General features: G+C 56.8%; 17 protein-coding genes and 3 tRNA genes. 6 read left to right on the forward strand and 14 right to left on the reverse strand.

Annotated features, from left to right (window positions below):
* The first annotated feature begins 44 nt into the window (after window positions 1-44).
* Entirely contained in the window at window positions 45-1,463 is a 1,419-nt protein-coding gene (locus soil367_RS10840) for a 3-oxoacyl-ACP reductase (RefSeq protein WP_136549130.1), read from the forward strand.
* 48 nt (window positions 1,464-1,511) lie between these two features.
* On the opposite strand, the gene soil367_RS10845 is transcribed toward soil367_RS10840, so the two are convergent.
* The 6 genes from soil367_RS10845 to soil367_RS10870 all read right to left on the reverse strand — a co-directional run bounded on the left by soil367_RS10845 (window position 1,512) and on the right by soil367_RS10870 (window position 4,482).
* Window positions 1,512-1,587, reverse strand: a tRNA-Val gene (locus soil367_RS10845).
* Window positions 1,588-1,620: 33 nt separating this feature from the next.
* Window positions 1,621-1,697: transfer RNA gene (locus soil367_RS10850), tRNA-Asp, on the reverse strand.
* A gap of 267 nt (window positions 1,698-1,964) precedes the next feature.
* Window positions 1,965-2,040: transfer RNA gene (locus tag soil367_RS10855), tRNA-Val, on the reverse strand.
* 119 nt (window positions 2,041-2,159) lie between these two features.
* Complete coding sequence (locus soil367_RS10860; RefSeq protein ID WP_136549131.1) at window positions 2,160-2,498, reverse strand: hypothetical protein; 339 nt, start codon at window positions 2,496-2,498, stop codon at window positions 2,160-2,162.
* 35 nt (window positions 2,499-2,533) lie between these two features.
* A complete protein-coding gene (locus tag soil367_RS10865; RefSeq protein ID WP_136549132.1) occupies window positions 2,534-3,427 on the reverse strand; it encodes a DUF2846 domain-containing protein in 894 nt (297 codons plus the stop codon).
* A 146-nt stretch (window positions 3,428-3,573) separates the two neighbouring features.
* Entirely contained in the window at window positions 3,574-4,482 is a 909-nt protein-coding gene (locus tag soil367_RS10870; RefSeq protein ID WP_136549133.1) for a hypothetical protein, read from the reverse strand.
* Between the two features lie 334 nt (window positions 4,483-4,816).
* Between soil367_RS10870 and purE the strand changes: the two genes are divergently transcribed.
* From purE to soil367_RS10885, 3 genes are all read left to right on the forward strand, one after another.
* Window positions 4,817-5,311, forward strand: a complete 495-nt coding sequence (gene purE, locus soil367_RS10875) for a 5-(carboxyamino)imidazole ribonucleotide mutase (RefSeq protein ID WP_136549134.1) — start codon at window positions 4,817-4,819, stop codon at window positions 5,309-5,311.
* Window positions 5,312-5,348: 37 nt separating this feature from the next.
* Window positions 5,349-6,464, forward strand: coding sequence for a 5-(carboxyamino)imidazole ribonucleotide synthase (locus soil367_RS10880; protein WP_136549135.1), 1,116 nt, complete (start codon window positions 5,349-5,351; stop codon window positions 6,462-6,464).
* 260 nt (window positions 6,465-6,724) lie between these two features.
* Window positions 6,725-7,306, forward strand: coding sequence for a superoxide dismutase (locus tag soil367_RS10885; RefSeq protein WP_136549136.1), 582 nt, complete (start codon window positions 6,725-6,727; stop codon window positions 7,304-7,306).
* Between the two features lie 206 nt (window positions 7,307-7,512).
* Here soil367_RS10885 and gspD read toward each other — a convergent pair whose 3' ends face one another.
* From gspD to soil367_RS10915, 6 genes are all read right to left on the reverse strand, one after another.
* Window positions 7,513-9,474 (reverse strand): type II secretion system secretin GspD, encoded by a 1,962-nt coding sequence (gene gspD / locus soil367_RS10890; protein ID WP_136549137.1) that lies wholly within the window; start codon window positions 9,472-9,474, stop codon window positions 7,513-7,515.
* Between the two features lie 151 nt (window positions 9,475-9,625).
* The gene (locus soil367_RS10895) at window positions 9,626-10,468 is read right to left on the reverse strand and encodes a type II secretion system protein N (RefSeq protein ID WP_136549138.1); all 843 of its coding nucleotides are present in this window, start codon (window positions 10,466-10,468) and stop codon (window positions 9,626-9,628) included.
* A gap of 86 nt (window positions 10,469-10,554) precedes the next feature.
* Window positions 10,555-11,340 carry a type II secretion system protein N gene (locus soil367_RS10900; protein ID WP_136549139.1) on the reverse strand — a complete coding sequence of 262 codons (786 nt, stop codon included), beginning with the start codon at window positions 11,338-11,340 and terminating at the stop codon, window positions 10,555-10,557.
* 121 nt (window positions 11,341-11,461) lie between these two features.
* The gene (gene groL, locus soil367_RS10905; RefSeq protein WP_136549140.1) at window positions 11,462-13,105 is read right to left on the reverse strand and encodes a chaperonin GroEL; all 1,644 of its coding nucleotides are present in this window, start codon (window positions 13,103-13,105) and stop codon (window positions 11,462-11,464) included.
* A gap of 57 nt (window positions 13,106-13,162) precedes the next feature.
* Window positions 13,163-13,453 carry a co-chaperone GroES gene (groES, locus tag soil367_RS10910; protein ID WP_136549141.1) on the reverse strand — a complete coding sequence of 97 codons (291 nt, stop codon included), beginning with the start codon at window positions 13,451-13,453 and terminating at the stop codon, window positions 13,163-13,165.
* Window positions 13,454-13,633: 180 nt separating this feature from the next.
* Complete coding sequence (locus tag soil367_RS10915; protein WP_136549142.1) at window positions 13,634-14,152, reverse strand: FxsA family protein; 519 nt, start codon at window positions 14,150-14,152, stop codon at window positions 13,634-13,636.
* Window positions 14,153-14,318: 166 nt separating this feature from the next.
* Here soil367_RS10915 and soil367_RS10920 point away from each other — a divergent pair, with 166 nt between their 5' ends.
* Window positions 14,319-15,080: an SDR family oxidoreductase gene (locus soil367_RS10920; protein WP_136549143.1), complete on the forward strand. Its 762-nt coding sequence runs from the start codon at window positions 14,319-14,321 to the stop codon at window positions 15,078-15,080.
* Window positions 15,081-15,455, forward strand: coding sequence for an MGMT family protein (locus soil367_RS10925; protein WP_136549144.1), 375 nt, complete (start codon window positions 15,081-15,083; stop codon window positions 15,453-15,455).
* Between the two features lie 62 nt (window positions 15,456-15,517).
* Here soil367_RS10925 and soil367_RS10930 read toward each other — a convergent pair whose 3' ends face one another.
* Window positions 15,518-16,936: an AmpG family muropeptide MFS transporter gene (locus soil367_RS10930; protein ID WP_246065256.1), complete on the reverse strand. Its 1,419-nt coding sequence runs from the start codon at window positions 16,934-16,936 to the stop codon at window positions 15,518-15,520.
* An 8-nt stretch (window positions 16,937-16,944) separates the two neighbouring features.
* Complete coding sequence (locus soil367_RS10935) at window positions 16,945-17,427, reverse strand: YajQ family cyclic di-GMP-binding protein (RefSeq protein ID WP_136549145.1); 483 nt, start codon at window positions 17,425-17,427, stop codon at window positions 16,945-16,947.
* Between the last annotated feature and the right edge of the window lie 12 nt (window positions 17,428-17,439).

Raw genomic sequence — 17,439 nt, forward strand, 5'->3', positions numbered from 1 at the left:
ACAACCCGATATCTTTCAACCAAGAGGATAGAAAAGGAAATCTTATGGCCGACCGTTATCTCGATTTCGTCAATACACCACTGGGTAAGCAGCTCGCCGGCACCCTCAATCTTCCGACACCGGTAAAACTCCAGCGATGGAAAAAGCCTGATCAGCCATTTATTGAGGGTAAGGTTCTGATAGGTGGCAGCAAAGACGGTAAAGCGCTTGCAGCTATTGCTGACGTTGTCAAAACAGGCTCAACCGAAATCTTCTTCGCGGAGGGACCAACCAGTCTTGCGAATTCGTCGAGTCTCGCCCGCTCACACAAAGCCAAACCTCTCAACCTTTCCGAGACCAGCTCGCTGCCTAAACTGAAAGCACTGGTTTTCGATGCTACGGGAATCAAGGATGCAGCCGAGCTCAAAGCGCTGTACGACTTCTTTCATCCTGTAATTCGCCAGATCGCCTCCAGCGGACGCGTCGTTGTGATCGGTAGCGAACCATCCAAGTGTCGCACGCCTGCCAAAGCGGCCGCGCATCGGGCGCTTGAAGGCTTTGTACGCAGTGTCGGCAAGGAAATCGGCAAGAAAGGGGCGACCGCGCAACTGCTCTGGATGGAAGCGGGCGCCGAAAATCAGCTGGAATCGAGCCTGCGCTTTTTTCTTTCTCCCAAATCCGCCTATGTATCTGGCCAGGTCGTCAAAATCGCCAAGGTGGGTCAGGGCAAGTCCGCCGCCTCCGCTGTTGCGCCTCTGACCGGCAAAGTCGCCCTGGTGACCGGTGCGTCGCGAGGAATCGGCGAGTCCATCGCCCACACGCTCGCTCGTGACGGCGCTACCGTTGTTTGCCTGGACATCCCGGCCGCTATGGAAGCCCTCAATCAAGTGGCAAAGTCTATAGAAGGGCACTCCCTGGGTGTCGATATTACCGAAGGCAACTCTCCCGACGTTATAGCCGATTTCCTCCAGGACAAATTCGGCGGGGTCGACCTTGTTGTTCACAACGCAGGTATTACCCGGGACAAGACCCTGGGCAAAATGCCGGAACATTTCTGGGACATGGCCGTTGATGTGAATATGGCCGCTGAAGAGCGGATCAATGACGCTCTCTTCGCACGCGATCTGATCAGGGAGAACGGACGTATCGTCTGCGTTTCATCCATGAGCGGGATCGCTGGTAACTTCGGCCAGACAAACTATGCGCTATCCAAGGCGGGCGTAATCGGTTACGTGGAGGCGCTTGCCCGGCAACTGAAGAAACAGATCACCATCAATGCGGTAGCACCCGGGTTCATCGAGACCCAGATGACGGCCGCGATGCCAATCGGTACCCGTGAGGCAGGAAGGCGGATGAACAGCCTGGGTCAGGGCGGCCTGCCTGTGGATGTCGCGGAAACGATTGCCTGGTATTGCAATCCGCTGAGCACCGGCATTAATGGAAACGTAGTGCGTGTCTGTGGCCAGAGTCTGATCGGCAAGTAAGGCTGGAACATCGATGGCCAGGGACGGCCTGAAATGTAAAGCGGGAAATGGTGGGTGGTACTGGGATCGAACCAGTGACCCTCGGCTTGTAAGGCCGATGCTCTCCCAGCTGAGCTAACCACCCATCAACAAAAGCACAACCGATGACGGCTGTTAATGGCGGAGCGGACGGGACTCGAACCCGCGACCCCCGGCGTGACAGGCCGGTATTCTAACCAGCTGAACTACCGCTCCGCACTGTCCTACAGCACCACTTCGTGATTGATTGCCTACATCACTGCGTGGCTGAACTACGTTGTCACCAGAAGCCTTTACGTCTAATTACCGTACTTTCAAATACCGCACTTTCAATACCGTATTTCCAACTACAGTACATGTAACTAAAGCAAAAGACTTCCGTTACTACCCGGTTTTCCAGGCCACTCATGCTTTCTGGCAATTGAGCCTGGTCACCGCCCTGTTGGCAGCCGCTTCTAGCATTCAGCGACACTGCCTCAAGTATGGTGGGTGGTACTGGGATCGAACCAGTGACCCTCGGCTTGTAAGGCCGATGCTCTCCCAGCTGAGCTAACCACCCGAATCGCTTTCGCGGCTGTATTTCTACCGCTCACTTCTCACCCCTCGCCACAACGCAGTTTGAAGATCCTTGCGCACTGGCTGAGTGAGGTGCGCATTTTAAGGGATAGGGCCGAGGTGTCAAATGTTTTTCTTGGCCGATTTCCTTCGACGAGAAATGGTTCTCGGCTTGCTGGCGCTGGAAAGTCGCTTCACCTGCTCACGGCGATCGCGCGGAAGCGCAACCTCCGCCAGGACGCGGTTGAATACGTCGAACCTGTGCTGCAGATTGAGGATACGTCCCTCTACGGACCGCCGCAGCTGAGGAGAAAGCACGCCACTGCTCCGGATAAGTTCGCCCAGGCGTTCGCTGCCCTGTGTCAGAAGACTGGACGCCGCGGTAAGACAGTGCTGCTGCCCTGACTCTGCTGCAGCTCGAAACTGCACCAGGCCGTCCTTCAGGAGGTCTAATATTGCCATTTATTGCTCCGTCTCAGGTGCAGCACGAGGCACGGTCAGAAAGGCCACCACCAGCTGCCTCCACCCTCTCCCTCTGCAGCTTCAGCGGCCCTCGCCGCGGCTTCTTCAGCAGCAGCTTTGTCGGCAAGGTACGCTTCGCGTTCTTTATCGAGCGCCTTGATCTTGCGGTCGGCCTCAAGCGGGGCCGAAGGACTGCCGCCAAACGGCCAATACCAGGGCGGCGCGTTGTAACGCCCCTCTTCCTTCATGGCCGCCAACTCTTCCTCCCGCTCCGTTTCCAGCTCGGCCCTGGCGCGCTCGTAGTTGGTTTCCCGGTTTTTCTCAACGATACTGATCGCTGCGTGATTCGGGGCGAGCAGATCACTCTTCAGGAAACGGCTGTCGTAGATTTCCTCAATCGCCACTTCCCTGGGAACCAGGGTGAGATCGCCCTGCCTCAGCGAAGAGTCTTCAGGAAGGTCGGGATGGACGGCCCGAGGCTGCTCTTCTTCAGAGTACCGGAAATAATAGATGTTACCGGCTTTCGCATCGACGACGGCGTCAGCAATACGACTCAGATCAAATGACAGATGGGGTGTGGTAAAACCTTCGAGGCCCAACAGCGGCCGCCGGATGATGATATGCCGATCGCCCGGATAGACTTCCAGCCAGGTGAAGCCGGGCGAGCGGATATTAAAGTAGTGGACCCCGTCGACGTAGACACTGGGTGATTCGATTTCATCTGAGGCCCACTGGGAAGGCAGCCGATAGAAGTAGAAGATGGCGTGGTTCTCTTCGTCCCATCGATCAGTGTGCACAAAATCATGCCCATCCACTGGGTGCAGAAACGGACCGAGACTCTTGCCGATAGACTGGTGTAGATGTATCCCGCAACCACTAAAAAGCAGAACGACACTTGCTAGCAGCAATGAACGCAGAACTGGAACCATTATCTCCGCCGTTCTCTGGTTATTGTTTAACGCAAAATGGTATCAGCTTTGACCCATGCGAATTGAGAGGTACCGCAAGCACTTGCAATCAGACTAAGCTCATCCATGGCAAGCCGCTGCCAACAGGCCCGTCCGCCACGCCCACGCTACTGCTCCCCAACGGATTGGATGCGCTGCTCCAATCTCAGCAGACGGCCCGTAATCTGCGAGCGCGACGCATCGATCGAATCAACCACTTCGTTCAGTTCTGAGAGCCGCGCGTTCAGCTGGCTCAGTGTTGCCTGAACGTCAGAAGCTGCCGCCTTTTGCTCGACGGCTGCCAGTCGCGCTCGAAGCTCATCGTTCGCCAGGGTCTGCCGCTGGACAAGACCACCGACCCGCGCCTCAATGTTTTTCTGAGTCTCAACTACGGCGCCGGCCAGCGCGCTGTTTTGCTCAACCTCTTCCACCAGCTTTGCCTGGCGGGCGGCAACGTCGCGCAGACTGCTTCGCAATGTATCAATGGCCGCCATGGCGCTTTCATGGTTGCTTTGCTGATCCGCTACCAAGCCGCTTAACTCGGCGCGTTGCTTATCCAGATAGTCAGTTTTATCTTCAAGAAAGGCCACCGCGTCCTGATTCGCTTTTATCGCTTTGCGGTTCCGGTCGTTCGAGACGCCCCAGAGCTTACGCATTTCACTGTCAAGAAACGCGAGCTTTTCCGTTATTTCGGAGCCACTCTCGAGCAGTTCGCGGTCAGCTTCACTGAGGCGCCCCTCAAACCGGGCCATAGACAGTTTGGTTCGGCTGATCCAGTCATCAGCCTCGGCCACATCAGCCTGCAACTGCTCGATGGTCTGGTGCTGGCTCACCAGCAACCACCCTCCGATCAGTACCAGTATCGCCAGTAAAATCACCGGGATTGCGCCGCCGACAGCGCCCTTCCCGGCATGGCCTGGACCTCGTAATTGGGCGGAGACGGCACTTTTGTCGCCTTTACTCGCCGCCGGGGTACGCATTTCCTTGTCAGAGTTGCGTGCGGCGACTTCGTCATGGTCGGGTCTGATCGGTTCCATCAACACTCCTCAGGGAAACGAGAGCCCAACGTTTCAATGCCGGGCTTCGACAGGACACTCGAGCCAGTCGAGCACATGTCTGCCTATGGCGCGCATGATAGCGTGCTCCCCACCTCAGGAAAACTCACATGCGAAAACACTCAACACTGAGAAATTTTGCCGCCTGGTCCGGGTCCCGCAGTGAGCAGCCACTCCTTACGCATTTACCTAAGGGGACACTAGAGTTTGCACCCGCCCCCAGCAGCTCATAAAATGGTCGGTTTTCCCGGTGGCTCGCCGGAAATGTCTCCGAACCCAGTCGATCAATTTCGCAATAATACGTAGGCCAATAGGTATGCAGCAGCCCGTTGTTGGAATCATCATGGGGTCCCAGTCAGACTGGCCGACCATGGAAAAAGCCGCCGAAATGCTGGACCGGCTGGGCGTTGCCTACGAGACACGAGTGGTCTCGGCGCATCGGACACCCGACCTCTTGTTTGAATACGCAAAGACCGCCTCGGAAAGAGGCTTGCAGGTCATTATCGCCGGCGCTGGCGGCGCAGCACACTTGCCTGGCATGGTCGCGTCGCAAACACCGGTTCCGGTACTGGGCGTTCCGGTTCAGTCCCGCGCGCTGAATGGGCTCGATTCCCTGCTGTCCATCGTACAAATGCCGGCCGGGGTCGCGGTAGGCACGTTGGCTATTGGCCAGGCTGGCGCTGGCAATGCCGGGCTTCTGGCGGCACAGATCGTCGGCCTGCAACAGCCGGCCGTCAGAGAAGCCATCGAAGACTTTCGACGTGCACAGACCGAGTCCGTTCTGGCACACCCTGATCCGGCGGTTTCCTGAGCTGCCTCGTCCTGATTCTCACTCATCGGAGTAGCCAATGCGCATAGGTATTCTCGGGGCTGGCCAATTGGGACGGATGTTGGCTCTGGCCGGCTATCCGCTTGACCATCAGTGTGTCTTTTACGACCTCTCCGGCAGCCCTTCTGCCGGCATTGGCGAAATCATAGATGACCCCGACGGGTCGCGGTTGGACGAGTTCCTGGATAAGGTAGATCGGGTCACCTATGAGTTCGAGCATCTGCCCCTGGAAGTCGTCAGGCAGATCGCGGACCAGAAACCGCTCTTCCCCGGCGTCAAATCGCTGGCCGTCTGCCAGAACCGGGCCGAAGAAAAAGCCCTGTTTGAGCGGCTGTCCATACCAACGGCAGCTTACCGACTGGTATCCACCGCAGAAGAGTTGGCCGAAGCGGCAGAATCGCTCGGCTGCCCGGTAGTCGCAAAATCAGTGACAGAGGGTTACGACGGTAAGGGCCAGGCGGTCATTCGCGACCCCCGGGAGGCCTCAGGGGCCTGGGAACGTATCGGCCACAAGATGCTGCTCGTCGAGGCTTTCGTCGACTTTAGCCGCGAGCTTTCCATCATCGCGGCGCGCGGTCAGGATGGAGAAGTAGCGATTTACCCTATGGCCGAGAACGTCCATGTTGATGGCATCCTCCGCTATTCTTTTGCGCCCGCCCCGAACCTTTGCACAGAAGTCGCTGCCGAAGCAGAGGCATTCATCAAAATGCTGCTTGATGAGCTCGGTCACGTCGGCGTTCTTACGCTGGAGTTATTCGAGACACCAGACGGGCTCATGGCAAACGAGATGGCTCCAAGGGTGCATAATTCCGGTCACTGGAGTATAGAAGGGGCGACCACGAGCCAGTTTGAAAACCACCTCCGGGCAGTCGCTGGCCTGCCTCTTGGGGACACCGTCGCGCACCGCCCGACCTGCATGATCAACATCATAGGTAAGGCAGGTAACGATGAGGACCTGCTCCGCCTGCCATATGCACACCTGCACCGTTACGGTAAAGCCGAGCGCGAGGGGCGCAAGATCGGCCACGTCACGGTACAGGCCGACTCGTACGAGGAACTGGTGTGGCGAGTCAGAAACTGCGCCTCGCTATTGCCGGGGACCCCTGAGCTTTCATGCTCGCTGACCAGAAAATAGCCACACAGCGGTAAAGCTCAGTCACCCCTTGAAATCTCCGCTTCAGGCCTCAATATAGGAAAGCTTGTCGGCAAGCCGAAAACCCATGCCCCGAAAAAGAGGCGTGATCTGGTGGCGATTCCTGCGAGTATCGCTGCAGCTGTTCGCTACGAGCAGCATTCAATAACGAGATGTGTGCGGTTTAACATCGGAACCAGTGTCCCGAAACCCGCTCCAGGCATCCGTATCCTGATATCCGAGACCAAAGGGAGACCGATCTCATGGCGTTTGAACTTCCTCCGCTACCCTACGAAAAGAATGCATTGGAACCTCATATTTCCGCCGAAACGCTGGAATTCCACCACGATAAGCATCACAACGCTTACGTGGAAAAAATGAACGGGATGATCAAAGGCACAGAGGACGAGAACAAGTCTCTTGAAGACATCATCAAGTCCGCCAGCGGTGGCCTTTTCAACCAGGCCGCGCAGGTCTGGAACCACACGTTCTATTGGCACTGCATGAGCCCCAACGGCGGTGGTGCTCCAACCGGCGCTGTTGCTGACGCGATCAACTCCGCGTTCGGCTCCTTTGACAAGTTCAAGGAAGAGTTCGCGGCCAAGTGTGTTGGGAACTTCGGTTCTGGCTGGACGTGGCTGGTGAAAAAAGCGGACGGCTCAGTAGCCATCGTCAATACTGATGATGCTGAAACACCGCTAACCACCCAGGACAAGCCCTTGCTGACCTGCGATGTCTGGGAACACGCCTATTACATCGATTACCGCAATGCTCGCCCGAAGTATGTAGAGGCGTTCTGGAACGTCGTTAACTGGGAATTCGTCAACAAGAACTTCCAGGGCTAATAAGCCACTGACAAAAAAGCCCCGCTATCGTCAAGATAGCGGGGCTTTTTTATGAGTAGAGCCACCGTCACCGAGTTTGGCCTGGCTCAGGCAAAGCATTGCTGGACCAACTCTTACACGCTTTATTCTCGAGTCGCATTATCTCGAAACGTGATATCTCGAATCGCGATCGTGTTGCGTCCTCTCGCAAGAGCCCGTCGCCTAACCTAGCGCAAGAACTTTAGCCGGTTGCCCTCGAATACAGATTCCAGCGGTGGCCGTTCAGAGGCAGGCAAATCTCCACCCTTCACGCCACTCACGTCAACTTCCCAGAGCCGATCATAGCTATTCTGCGATACCTCGCGAGCTTCACCCTTGTCGCGCAGGATGGTAGGACGCAGAAACACCAGCAGATTCCGCTTCGTTTTCTCCTGAGATTCGCTGCGAAACAATGCGCCCAGATAGGGGATGTCGCCCAGAAACGGAACTTTGCTGGTATTGAGCCGATAGTCCTCGCGAATCAGGCCGCCGAGCACGATGGTCTCACCGTCATCCACCAGCACAGTGGTTTTGATCTCGCGCTTGTTGGTAATAATATCCGCGGCCTGTGACACGCTGGACGCGATGTCTTCAGTTGTCTGTTCTACGATCATCCGCACGACACTGTCAGTACTGATACTGGGCGTAACCTTCAAGGTGAGGCCTATATCCTGCCGCTCAATCGTCGTGAACGGGTTGGTGGTACCGCCGCTTGTGGTGGTAGTCTGACCCGTCCTGAAAGGGACGTTCTGGCCGACCACTATCTCGGATTCGGAATTGTCGAGTGTGATGATGCTTGGTGTCGAGAGAAGGTTGGCGGCGGTTGTTCGGGAAAGCGCCTGGATCAGCACCCCCCATGAGATGCCATTACGGTCGCGCTGGCCAGCCCCAATGGAGATCCCGCCTTCAGCCGGAGGTATCACTTCGTCCTGGGCGATCGCACCGAGAATGTTGGTCAAACTCAGCCCGACGTTGCCAAAATTGGTCCCCATGACCGGGGTGGCCTCGCCGGACTCGTCGCCCAAGCCCCATTGGACGCCAAGATCCCTGCCCAGGTCGTCGCTGATCTCAACAATTGCCGCTTCAATCAAAACCTGAGCCCGACGAACGTCCAACTGGGCGACAATAAACTCCACTTCCTGCAAGAGCGAAGGTGTAGCCCTTACTACGAGGGAATTGAGCCCTTCGTCGGCATAAATGCTCACTTCGGAGTTCTGCTGGGACAACCCGGTCGCAGCTTGCTGTCCAGCCCTGGCTCCCCCATTGGCTTCCCGTGCGACGTCACCCATGATCCCTTTGAGCAGCTCTGACAGCTTCTCAGCATCAGCATGGTTCAGACGGATAACACGCGTGTCGCCGCCATTCTCGGCGGGCTGATCCAGCTTGGCGATCAAGGCCAGCATTTTGGAACGAAAATTCTCGTCGCCGCGCACAATTAACCGGTTGCTCCGTTCATCTGCCACCACCGAGTACTTGGCTGCCGCGGAGCGCTTGCTGCCTTCGCCCAACTCGGCAGGCGCCAGTTGCTCAAGCAATTTCACCACATCGCCAACCCAGGCCTCCTGCAGCTGGACGACCTCCAGCTCATACTTCGACGGACTGTCCAGCTCCCGCACGATGCGTTCTATTCGCTCAATATTCGCTGCGTGATCTGAAATGATCAGCGCATTTGCCGCAGAGACGCCGGCCAAATGGCCATACTGAGCAACCATCGGACGCAGAATAGGTACAAGCTCGAGAGCATCGGCGTTGTTGATTTCTATAACACGTGTCAGAAGTTGCTCAGAAGGTATCACGCTAAAACGGCCCGTATTCTCGGCCGCCTGCTTGGCGTCATTCTGCTGCACAATTTTTATGACTTCATCGCCCGGTATGGCTGTAAATCCATGCACCTGCAGCACCGACAGGAACATGTCGTAGATCTCAGCCTGATTCATCGGCGTGTTCGACAGCACGGTCACTTTACCCTTGACCCGCGGATCGATTACAAACGAATAGCCTGTGATATCAGATACCTGCGTAACGAACGCCCGTATGTCAGCATCCTTGAGATTGACTTTCCAGGTCTGATCGCCTTCCTGCGCCACCGCTATCAGTGGCAGAAACAGAAAAATCAGGATTATGAGGAATTGCTTGCGAAGTCCCGTCATGCGTCAAAAGAGCCTCAATCGCTACTGCCATTCAGGCACTACGCCGAATGGATACCCCAAGGGGTTTGTTGGATTTGTATCTGATACTGCCACTAAAAAGTCTGCTGTTCTGCGTACCACAACCGCTATGTGCTAAAAACCAGCACACAAATCAGGGAATTGGCACTGTCATGGAAAAGCTTCTTCCGTCTCGCTCCAGCTCAATATTCAGCTGGCCTTCCTGCGACCACTGTTTCATCAGTTCCTGATCTGAGCCCAGGTCGCCGAGTTCGTGACCATTTATTGCCAGAACCACGTCGCCCCGCTTCAGCGTCATAGCGTTCATCATCGGATTGCTGCCGTTATAAACGTAACCCGGCCCTTCCGAGCGAGGACTGAAGCCAACTGAAGCGAGTGCGCCTGTAGGATCTTGCTCGAGTCGCTCCTCTGCCTCTTCGACGAACTCTTCAGTAGTTTGAGGCGAGGATGAAGCGGCTTGCTGCGCAACCGCCGTCATCGATGACCCACCCTCTTCAGGAAATCTCAGCGTTTCTATTCTCCCCTCGCGACGCAAAAGAATACGATCGTCCTGAACTTCAGCGAGCCGGGCATTGCCCGGAAGCATTTCACCGACCCGGTACCACTGCACTGCGTTATCTGAACCCCCCGAAACTATAGCACTGGAGTTCTCCGGCTGCCGGGCGAGCGCGACACCATTCAACTGCAGGCGTAGATTAGTGTCAGGCGCGTTTCGGCTGATTGCCTCGGGAACTTCTGTCCCAGCGTCTGATTGCCCAAATAGATTCAGCTCGGAAACAGACACCGACATCGGCTCTGCCCTACCCGCCTGACCATTTGCTGCATTGCCATAGATAGAGGGCACCGGCGGCGATGGCGCGAGCATACGGGAGCCCAGACTGCCGACTACCCAACCCAGCTGTACAACTATAGCCAGCAACAACAGACCTGCTATGCGGCTCGGCCAGGGCGATGGCCTGGTCTTTTTTACACCCATGAAATCGATCCGCTAATATACACGAAGGCCTCATCACAAAATAACGAAAGCCATGCCAGATCGGCGAGTCTCCCGCAGCAGCGAGTTCAGCCCCCGCTCAAAGGTTGCTGGATTCTGAATACTGTCTCGTCGGGAGAGCCCGGCCCAGCATCCAGACCGGATGTCTGGGCGAGCCGGCGACGTACTGTAAGCGTGGCCATACCATCGGCTGAAAGCTGTACGTCCATCAGTAATTTGTTTTCTGCTTCGGTTACCACGTTCAGGCTGACTCCGCCTTCCTGCTCATCCAGACGCGCAACCAGCGGTGGGTAGTGCGCCTGACCGCTCTGGCCGCCCATGTTCCAGGCTACAGGTCCACCATCCCAGCGGGCTATGCCGCGGGCATGAGTGAGCTGTTCATCAACAATACCCAGTTCAAGGTTGTTGACGGTAATCGACCCCGGCAATGTTAGTCCATTGCGTCTTGCGATATCTGCGAACTCCGCCAACTGAATCTGACCTTCAAGCCTGAGATCAGCCGACCCGGCACTCTGAATTGCGAGACGCCCGTTCAGTTGGGACTGGCGGGTCTCCAGGCGCCACCCCAGCCCCAACCCTTCCGTAAGCAGAGAAACCAGCCCGACATCCCATGAGAGCCGTAATTGCCGTGCAGCATCACCGGGTATTTCGAGAGTGATAAGACCGACACCATCCCAGACAGTTCCGCCGACAGCCTCTACCTTTGCCATCGGTAACGGCGTGGCTAACTGCGCTTCGATTTTTGACCAGGCCCAGGCAGCCGGCAAATTGACCAGGAGCCCAACCGTAGCAGCTATGACAAATAAAATAAGGAGGAGAATGACACGCCCGGGCGTAAGGGCAAATCGTCGCATGGGGCGATACTCAATAGATGGAAAACGTGTAACTCGGAACTAATGTGTGGAGTTTAGCTTGTGTTTACCCAACAAAAAACCCCGCAGCGAACTGCGGGGTTTTTTTACAGCAGAGCGAGACTTACATCATGCCGCCCATGCCGCCCATGCCACCCATATCCGGCATGCCACCACCGGCTTTATCTTCTTCAGGGTGATCGGTGATCATGCATTCGGTGGTGATCATGAGACCAGCTACAGAAGACGCAGCCTGCAGAGCAGAGCGGGTCACCTTGGCCGGGTCAATAATACCCATTTCCAGCATGTCGCCGAACTGATCGGTCTGAGCGTTGTAGCCGAAAGTACCCTCGTTCTCGAGGATCTTGGCAACGACAACCGCTGGCTCACCGCCCGCATTCTTGACGATCTGACGCAGAGGCGTTTCCATCGCGCGGCGCAGGATAGCGATGCCGACGTTCTGATCTTCGTTGTCGCCTTTCAGGTTGATAACAGCCTGCAGAGCACGAATCAGCGCAACGCCACCACCGGCTACCACGCCCTCTTCGACCGCTGCACGCGTAGAGTGCAACGCATCTTCAACGCGTGCTTTCTTCTCTTTCATTTCCACTTCTGAACCGGCACCGACCTTGATAACGGCGACACCGCCAGCAAGCTTGGCCACACGCTCCTGCAACTTCTCTTTGTCGTAGTCGGAGCTGCTGTCTTCGATCTGCTTGCGGATCTGCTCGACACGGCTTTCGATGTCAGCTTCAGCACCGCTGCCGTCGATAACCGTGGTGTTTTCCTTGGTAATGTTGATGCGCTTAGCCGTGCCCAGGTCGTCCAGGGTAGCGTTTTCAAGCGTCAGACCCACTTCTTCGGAAATCACGGTACCGCCAGTCAGGATGGCCAGATCCTGCAGCATTTCCTTGCGACGGTCACCAAAGCCTGGCGCCTTGACGGCCGCGACTTTAACGATACCGCGCATGTTGTTGACTACCAGAGTCGCCAGCGCTTCGCCTTCGACATCCTCGGCAATCATCATCAGCGGCTTGCCAGATTTGGCCACGCCTTCGAGAACCGGCAACAGTTCACGGATGTTGGAGATCTTCTTGTCAACGAGCAGGATGTACGGGTCGTCCAGTTCGACGGCCATGCTGTCCTGATTGTTGATGAAGTAAGGTGAGAGGTAGCCGCGATCAAACTGCATACCTTCAACGACATCCAGCTCGTCTTCCAGGCCACGGCCTTCCTCGACGGTGATGACGCCTTCCTTACCGACTTTTTCCATGGCCTGGGCAATCAGCTTACCTACGGTCTCGTCGCTGTTGGCGGAGATCGTGCCTACCTGGGCAATGTTCTTGGAGTCGTCACAGGGGCGCGCCATGTTGCGAATTTCTGCAACAGCAGCGGTGGTCGCCTTATCGAGGCCGCGCTTGAGATCCATCGGGTTCATCCCCGCGGTCACAGCTTTAATACCTTCGTTAACAATGGCCTGCGCCAGTACGGTTGCGGTAGTGGTACCGTCGCCTGCCTGGTCGTTGGTCTGGGAAGCGACTTCCTTGACCATCTGTGCGCCCATGTTCTCGAACTTGTCCTGCAGCTCAATTTCTTTCGCTACTGAGACGCCGTCCTTGGTAATGGTGGGCGCGCCGAAAGACTTGTCCAGGACGACGTTACGACCCTTGGGGCCCAACGTTACCTTTACCGCATCAGCCAGGATGTTAACACCAGCTACCATTTTTTTACGGGCGGAGTCACCGAATTTGACGTCTTTTGCTGCCATAATCGTAAGTTCCTGTTCGCTTGCCTAAATCAGAAAATATCCGGTTGTCTTGAGAACTTACTTCTCAAGCACACCATAAATTTCGCTTTCGCTCATGATGAGCAGGTCTTCGCCGTCAATTTTTACGGTGTTACCGGCGTACTGACCGAAAACAACGGTGTCGCCCTTTTTCACGGCAACTGCGCGAACGTCGCCATTGTCGAGAATGCGGCCTTCGCCTACAGCCAGGACTTCGCCCTGGGATGGCTTTTCCTTAGCGTTACCCGGCAAAACGATGCCACCGGCAGTTTTCTCTTCTTCTTCCTTGCGACGCACAACAACGCGGTCGTGTAGCGGACGAATGTTCATTGCTTGGTATCTCCACTGTCAGGTTATTCGTTGAGCAATGATATAGCTGTTGATCTGCCCCCGGGCATCCGCAAAGCCCTAGCATTGCCGGCTTCGAGGGGGATGCTGTAGAACAGAATTCCAGTGACCCGAGATGTGGGGGTATGCCGGACGTTTTCAACACCCGGATACCAGTTTTTTTTACTTTTTTTCGCCGTCACCCGGAGAACGATCGATCTGCCGGCCTTCGATGTCTCTTTGGCTTTGTGATGTGTTTTGTTCGCGATCGAATTCGCCTTCGATTATCACCCTGCCCCCCGGGGCCGGCCTTGCGCCAAAGCCCGCCGTAAAAGCGCTGGCCTGTCCGGACACCGTGAAGCGCTTCATTAGCCTGCTGATCAGCCAGCGCCTGGATCCGGGGAGCAGACAACACAGGCCCATTGCATCGGTTACGAAGCCCGGCGTCAGCAGCAAAGCCCCTCCAATCGCCAGAACAAACCCCTCTGCGACCTCCTGCGCGGGAATCTCACCGCTCTGCATACGCTGATTGGCCCGCAGGAGCGTAGCCAGCCCCTGCACACGCAGCAGCGCCGCGCCAATTACAGCCGTCAGAAGCACAAGACCTACTGTGGGGAGCACACCGATAGCTGATCCGACCTTGATCAGGACCACCATCTCGACGATGGGGAAAACCACAAACGGAAGCAGTAAAAATCGCATAATCAGATTCACAACGGCGAGGAGGTTTTTACGCCCCTGAATGGATGTATGGCTGGCCTTCGCCCAGCCTGTTCAAAACTGCCGGAAGCGCATGGGTTACACTTCGGGTTTCGCGATGAGCCAGCCACGGGCTGGAACTGGATATTCACAGATATCAGGGTAAAACATGAAAGTTCAAGATGCAGTAGTGATAATCACCGGCGGCGGTCAGGGCCTGGGGCGGGCCATGGCCGAGGACCTGGCCGGTCGGGGGGCACGCCTGGCGCTGATCGATCTCAATCCGGACCGTCTGGACGAAACGGTGGAAGCCTGTCGACGGGCCGGTACCGAAGCGCGCCCATATATCTGCAATGTCGCTGACGAGAAAGCCGTGGAGTCAACCTTCGAGTCGATCCGGCAAGACTTTGGCGCGATTGATGCGCTGATCAACAACGCCGGCATTCTTCGGGATGGCCTTATGGTCAAGGCAAAGGACGGCGAGGTCACCAAGCGGATGACGCTGCAGGAATGGCAGTCGGTGATCGATGTGAATCTCACCGGCGTTTTTCTTTGCGGCCGCGAGGCGGCCACCCATATGATCCAGGACCAGCGCGGCGGCTGTATAATCAACATTTCGAGCATCTCTCGTGCCGGCAACGTCGGACAAAGCAATTATTCGGCAGCGAAGGCGGGCGTTGTGGCGTTGGCGAGCGGTTGGGCCCGCGAACTGGCTCGCTACCAGATCCGCACGGGCGCAATTGCTCCCGGCTTTATCGAGACAGAAATGACCGGTTCCATGAAGCCGGAAGCGCTTGAGCGGATGACAGCCGGAATCCCCCTTAAGCGCACCGGGCAGCCCGACCATATTGCACAGGCGGTGGCTTTTATCCTTGAGAATGACTATTTCTCGGGTCGGGTTATTGAAGTGGACGGCGGCCTCAGACTCTAGATGTGCGATCGCTGCCACTCGCCACACCACCTTCCACTCGCCACAAAGGCGAGTGAAGCCAGGGCGTGGGACTCCCCTGCGAACCGGCAGCAAATTATCTGGTCGGTAGTCTGTCAGATTCCGTCTGGCCGGACCGCAAGCTATGGCGAGGTCGCACGACGAGCAGGCGTGCCCGGGCTGGCGCGATACGTCGGCCGCACTCTGGCTCAACTGCCGCCCGGGTCGCAGGTGCCGTGGCATCGCGTCGTCAATGCGCAGCGCAGGATAAGTTTTTCGCTGGATTCGCCCCAAGGGCAGGAACAGAAACTGCGCCTTGAAGCAGAAGGTATCACCGTAGAGAAGGGGCGCGTTGCGAAACGGGTTTTCGAAGGCTGAAGCATGCCGCATGCGTGCTGCCTCACCAGAGGCCAGTGTCCAGACTCAAGTGGCCCCCGGCACTAGAAATCGATACCTGCCCCACCCTGCTCTGCCTGCTTGTGCGCATCTGAAACGCGCTGGTCGAGTTTGTCCCCGTTTCGATACACCCACCAGCACAGCAAAATGGCCGGCAGGCCCATCACAGCCGAGATCAGGAAGAAACCACCGTAGCCGCCCAAGCTTACGACAACGCCGGAAAATCCACCGAGAAATTTACCCGGCAGCGTCATTAACGAGCTGAATAATGCGTATTGGGTCGCCGTAAAAGCCGTATTGGTCATGCTCGACAACCAGGCGATCAGCGCAACCGTAGCTATGCCACCGGACAGGTTGTCGGCACTGACGACCATAGCGAGAAGACCCAGGTTTGCCGGAAGCTGGGCAACGAGGACGAAGAGAAGGTTGGATGCAGCCGTCATTATCGCTCCAATCAGGAGGATCGGCCTTATGCCGTAGTGGACCACCAGAACGCCGCCCGCAGCAGAACCGATAATCGTCATGAAAAAACCAAACACCTTGGTGACATTGGCCACCTCGACTTTTGTGAATCCCATGAAGTTCAGGTAGAACGGATTGGCCATCACGCCCATGGCCAGGTCAGCAACCCGGTATACCGCCACCAATAGCAGTATCAGCACCGCGTAACGCCCGTAGCGCTGGATAAAGTCCACAAAGGGGGCAATCACAGCCTTGCGCACCCAATGCTGGAGTCTTGCCAGAGTACCTTCGCTGCCCTCGGCCTCGACGCCCCAAGTGCGCGCCAGACGGGCTTTTCGCTCGGCGTCGCTAACGGGCTCATTCGCTATCAGAACGGCCAGGACTCCGACACTCATCAGCATCGACATGACCACGTAGGCCCACGACCAGGAGTAGACCGAAGCGAGGTACAGAGCGCCAGCTCCCGCAAACAGCAAGGCCAGACGGTAGCCGAACACATACGCGGCCGACATCGCCCCCTGGTAGCGCGCCGAGGCCGCCTCGATCCGGAATGCGTCAATCGCAATATCCTGGGTCGCTGATGAGAACGCGACCAGCAGCCCCGCCAACGCCAGAAGCGTAAGGTCTTGGGTGGGGTCAATCCAGGCCATCCACCAGAGACCAACGGCGACACCCGCCTGCGCCAGCAGCATCCAGCTCCGGCGCTGCCCCATAAGACGCGAGAACAGGGGAATCCTCAACCAGTCGATCACAGGCGCCCAGATCACCTTGACCGAGTAGGTAATCCCGAGCCAGGCGAAGAAGCCTATGGTCGCCGTCTCCACGCCAACATCCGCCAGGCGCGCCAGAAGCGTCGAGAAGACAAGGAGTAATGGCAGCCCCGCTGAGAAACCCAGCAGCAACATAAGCAGCACTGGCCGCCGGCTATAGACGTGAAGAAACTCCCGCAACCACTGCGATAGCGCGGTACGGGAGCCAGCATTAAAAAAGCGGGATGGCATTCCGGGCGTTAATCCCGGAAATTATCGAACTGCAGCGGCACGTCCAGCTCTGCTTCCCTAAGCAGGGCCATGGTTGCCTGAAGGTCATCGCGTTTTTTCCCTGTGACCCGGACTTTCTCGCCCTGAATGCTGGCTTGCACCTTCAGCCCGCTACCCTTGATGCGCTTGACGATGTCCTTGGCGGTCGGCGTATCGATGCCTTCCTGGATCGTGAACTTGCGCTTCATCTGCTTGCCTGAGCGAAACTCGTCACCTTCTTTCAGCGTGCGCACGTCGACTTCGCGACGGGCTAAAGCCATCCGCATAATGTCCACCAGCTGCTCAAGCTGAAAGTCCTGTTCTGCCGTAAGCGTCAGGGTGTTGCCCTCATGCTCGATGCTTGCATCAACATTCTTGAAGTCCCAGCGGTTTCCGAGGTCGCGATTGGCCTGATCGACAGCGTTGGCGACCTCGTGCTGGTTTACTTCAGAGACAATATCGAACGTGGGCATCAGGAACTCCGC

This window comes from Hydrocarboniclastica marina, from assembly GCF_004851605.1.
GTDB classification, from domain to species: Bacteria; Pseudomonadota; Gammaproteobacteria; order Pseudomonadales; family Oleiphilaceae; genus Hydrocarboniclastica; species Hydrocarboniclastica marina.